This is a genomic window from Streptomyces sp. 5-10, from assembly GCF_014712245.1.
GTDB lineage: Bacteria > Actinomycetota > Actinomycetes > Streptomycetales > Streptomycetaceae > Streptomyces > Streptomyces violaceusniger.
In genome coordinates this window covers 1-4278 of record NZ_JACVYG010000157.1, presented here as the reverse complement: position 1 = coordinate 4278, position 4278 = coordinate 1, and the positions used below count along the sequence as shown (strand labels likewise).

The window sequence follows — 4278 nt, the reverse complement described above, 5'->3', positions numbered from 1 at the left end:
CCGAATCAGAAACAACCGACCCCGTGACGACACCGGGGTGCTGGTCACCGACGGCCAGCGCGTCCAGGCCGGAATGGAGGGTGTCCCGGGTTCCGCCGAGGACGACGGCGCGGTGGGTGAACGCGGTGCGTCCTGTGTGGAGGGCGTGGCCGATATCGCGCGGGTCACGGGCGCGCCCGTCCCGGAGGAAGGAGGCGAGCCGTCCCGCCTGCTCCTGGAGGGCCGCGGCGGTCGTGCCCGAGACCGGCAGCGGGATGATCCCTGAGGGGTCCGCCAGGAGCGCGGGCTGGCTCGCGTCCGCAGTGGGCTCCTCCGCCGCGGGCTCCTCCTCCGGGGGCTGCTCCGCCGGGGCGGCTTCGAGGATGACATGGGCATTGGTGCCGCTGATGCCGAACGAGGACACCCCGGCCCGGCGCGGATGGTCGTTCTCCGGCCAGTCGATGCGCTCGGTCAGCAGCCTGACGTTCCCCGCCGTCCAGTCGACGTGCGTGCTGGGCCGCGTGACGTGCAGGGTCTCGGGGAGGACGCCCTCCCGGATGGCCATGACCATCTTGATGACGCCACCGACACCGGCCGCCGCCTGCGCGTGCCCGATGTTGGACTTCAGCGACCCCAGCCACAGCGGGCGGTCCTCCGGCCGCNGCGACCCCAGCCACAGCGGGCGGTCCTCCGGCCGCTCCCGCCCATAGGTCGCCAAAAGCGCCTGCGCCTCGATCGGATCGCCCAGCGTCGTCCCCGTCCCGTGCGCCTCGACCGCGTCCACCTCGGACGCGGGCACGCCCGCCGCCGCCAGCGCCTGCCGGATCACCCGCTGCTGCGACGGCCCGTTCGGCGCGGTCAGCCCGTTGGACGCGCCGTCCTGGTTGATCGCCGAGCCGCGCACGACCGCGAGCACCTCGTGACCGTTGCGCCGAGCGTCGGACAGCCGCTCCATGAGCACGACCGCGACGCCCTCGGACCAGGACGTCCCATCCGCCGAGTCGGAGAACGCCTTGCAGCGGCCGTCCGGCGCGAGGCCGCGCTGGCGGCTGAACGCGACGAACGGCGCGAGCGTGGACGTCACCATCACGCCGCCCGCCAGCGCGAGGCCGCACTCGCGGCGGCGCAGCGCCTCGGCGGCCAGGTGGATCGCGACGAGGGAGGACGAGCACGCCGTATCGAGAGTGATGGCGGGGCCCTCGAAACCGAATGTGTAGGCGACCCGGCCGGAGATCACCGACGCGGCGCCGGAGGTGGCCATGTAGGTCTCGGTGACCTCGGGGTCGCCCTCGATGTCGCGGTAGAGCTGCATGCCGGACCCGACGAACACGCCGACGTCACGGCCCCGCTGGGAGCGGGGGTCGATCCCGGCGCGTTCGAACGCCTCCCAGGAGACCTCCAGCAGGAGCCGCTGTTGCGGGTCGGTCGCAAGCGCCTCGGCGGGGCTCATCCCGAAGAAGCCGGGGTCGAAGTCGCCCGCGTTCTCGATGAAGCCGCCCTCCAGCACGGCGGTGGCGCCCGCGGCGTCCGGCTCCGAGCCGGCGCCGACCGCCACCTCGGCGGCGTACCGGTCGAGGTCCCAGTTCCGGTCGGACGGAAACGCGCTGATCGCGTCCCCGCCCGTGGACACGAGCCGCCACAGGTCCTCCGGCGAGCCCACCCCACCCGGGTACCGGCAGCTCATCGCGATGAGCGCGATGGGTTCGCGGTCTCGGCGCTCGACCTCCTGGAGGCGGCGGCGGGTCTGGTGCAGGTCGGCGGTGACCCGCTTCAGGTAGTCGAGAAGCCTCTCGTCGTTCGCCATCGGTTCCTCACGCGTCCTTCTGGATGGTCCGGGGAACGGCCTGCCGCCGCCGGCTCAGGAGATTCCGAGCTCGTTGTCGATAAAGTCGAAGACGTCCTGCGCGGAGGCCGTCTCCAGGCGGTCGCCGACCGGCGCTTCGGCGGTGCGACCGAGGATCTCGGTGACCTTGGCGGCGAGGCCGTTCAGCCGCGCCCCGACCCCCGCGTCCTCGATCTCGCCGGGCGCGAGCCCGGTCAGGGCCCCCTCGATCCGGTCGAGCGCCGCGAGGACCCCGGCCGTGCCGGTGGCGTCGCGGCCGTCCCCGCGCAGCTCCGCACGCAGGAACTCCGCGAGCGCGGCGGGCGTGGCGTAGTCGAACACCATCGTGCTCGGTAGGCGGCGGCCGGTCGCGGCGCCGAGCCTCGTCCGCAGGTCGACCGCGGCGACCGAGTCGAAGCCGAGGTCATCGAACGGGCGGGAGGCGTCAAGCGTCCGCGGGTCGTCGTATCCGAGCAGCGCCGCCACGTGAGTCCGGACGAGGTCCAGCAGGACCCGGCCCTGCTCGGCGGACGGGCGGCCGTCGAGCCGCGCCGCCAGCTCCGCCGCGGCCGCCGCCCCGGCCCCGCCCTCCTCCGCTCCGGTTCCGCCGGACGCCGCGTCCAGCGCCTCCCGCGCGTCGGGCAGCGCGTCCAGCAGCGGCCTCGGCCGGGCGAGCGTGTAGGTCGGCGCGAACCGCGGCCAGTCGAAGTCCGCCACCACCAGTTCACCGGCGCCGTCCGCGAGCGCCTGCCGGAACGCCTCGGCGGCGCGTTCCGGCGCCATCGGCGGCGTGCCGACGCGCCGCAGGATCGCCGCGAGCTCCGCGTCCACCAGCCCGCCGTCCCAGGGTCCCCAGGCGAGGGCCGTCGCGGGGCGTCCGAGGGCGCGGCGCCGCTGGGCGACCGCGTCCAGGACGGCGTTCGCGCTCCCGTACGCGGCCTGCCCCGAGCTGCCCCAGATCGCCGACCCGGACGAGAACACCACGAAGGCGTCGAGCGGCGGCCGGTCCCGCAGCAGCTCGTCGAGGTGTGACGCCCCGAGCACCTTGGCGTGCGCGGCGTCGGCGAAGTCGCCGAGGCCGAGGTCGGTGAGCGGGGCGATGCGCTGCCCGGCCCCGGCCGCGTGCACGACCGTGGTCAGCGGCGCGTCCGGCGGCACCGCGTCCAGCAGGCGGGCGAGCGCGTCGCGGTCGGCGACGTCGCAGGCCGCGATGGTGACGCGGGCGCCGCGGGCCTCCAGCTCCGCGGCGAGTTCCGCCGCGCCCTCGGCGCGGGGGCCGCGCCGACTGGCGAGCAGCAGATGCTCCGCGCCGACGGCGGCCAGCACCCGCGCGGTGTGTGCGCCGAGCCCGCCCGTCCCACCGGTGATCAACGTCGTCCCGGCGGGCCGCCACCGCGTGCCATGCGCCGGGGCGCCGGACGGTTCGGCGCGGACCAGCCGGCGGCCGTACGCCGCGCCCGCACGGAGCGCGACCTGGTCCTCCCCCGAAGATCCGGCGAGGACGTCGCACAGCCGCGACACCGGCACCGACAGCAGCGCCGGCGCGGGCTCCGTGTCCGGGCCCGGGTCGTCGTCGAGCCGCACGTCGATCACGCCGCCCCAGATGTCCGGGTGGTCCAGTGCCATGCTCGACGCCATCCCCCACACCGCCGCCTGCCGCGCGTTCACGACCTCCCGGCCCGGCTCGGCGGCCACCGCGTCGCGGGTCACGCACCACAGGGGCGCCGTCACACCCGCGTCCTGGAGGGCCTGCGCGAGCGTGACCGTGTCGGCGAGCCCGACGGTGAGCACCGGGTACCGGTCGTGCTCCCGGTCGTCCAGGGCGAGCAGCGACAGCACCCCGGCAGGCGCCGCCGCCGCGGCGCGCTCGCGCAGCGTCGCGGCGAGCTCCGCCCGGTCGGAGCCGGACACTTGGACCGGCACGACATCCGCGCCCCGCTCGGCCAGCACTTCCGTGACCGCGCCGACGAGCCCGCTCCGCTCCACCACCCCCGGGACCATGACCAGCCACGTCCCGTTGAGGGGGGCCGACGGAAGGTCCTTCAGCGAACGCCACGCGACCCGATACCGCCACGAGTCGAGAACGGCCTGCTCCGCCTCGCTCCGCCGCCACTCCGACAGCGCTGGCAGAACCTCGCCGAGCGCCGTCGCCTCGACACCGAGCCGCTGCGCCAGCGAGGCGGTGTCCGCGTCTCCCAGCACTTCCCAGAGCGCGGTGTCAACGGGGTCGGCGGCCGTGCCCGTCTTGGGGGACGCGGGCGGGTCCGCCCAGTACCACTGCCGCTGGAAGGCGTAGGTGGGGAGGTCGATGCGGCGGGCGCCGGTTCCGGCGAAGAACTCCTCCCAGGCGATGGGAACACCGTTGGTATGGAGGCGTGCCAATCCGGTGATGAGGGTGGTCGCTTCGTCCCGGTCGCGTCGAGAGGCCGGGACCACCGACGCGTCATCGACGGTCTGCTCGACCATGGGAGTCAGCG

2 protein-coding genes are annotated in these 4278 nt (G+C 75.2%); both read right to left on the bottom strand.

Going from position 1 to position 4278, the window contains the following annotated elements; genetic code table 11:
- Positions 1 to 1783 (bottom strand): type I polyketide synthase (locus IEJ02_RS47515; RefSeq protein ID WP_191070463.1); only part of this gene is annotated, 1783 nt, incomplete at its 3' end.
- Between the two features lie 54 nt (positions 1784 to 1837).
- On the bottom strand, positions 1838 to 4278 hold a 2441-nt coding region (locus IEJ02_RS47510), incomplete at its 5' end, for a beta-ketoacyl reductase (protein ID WP_191070462.1).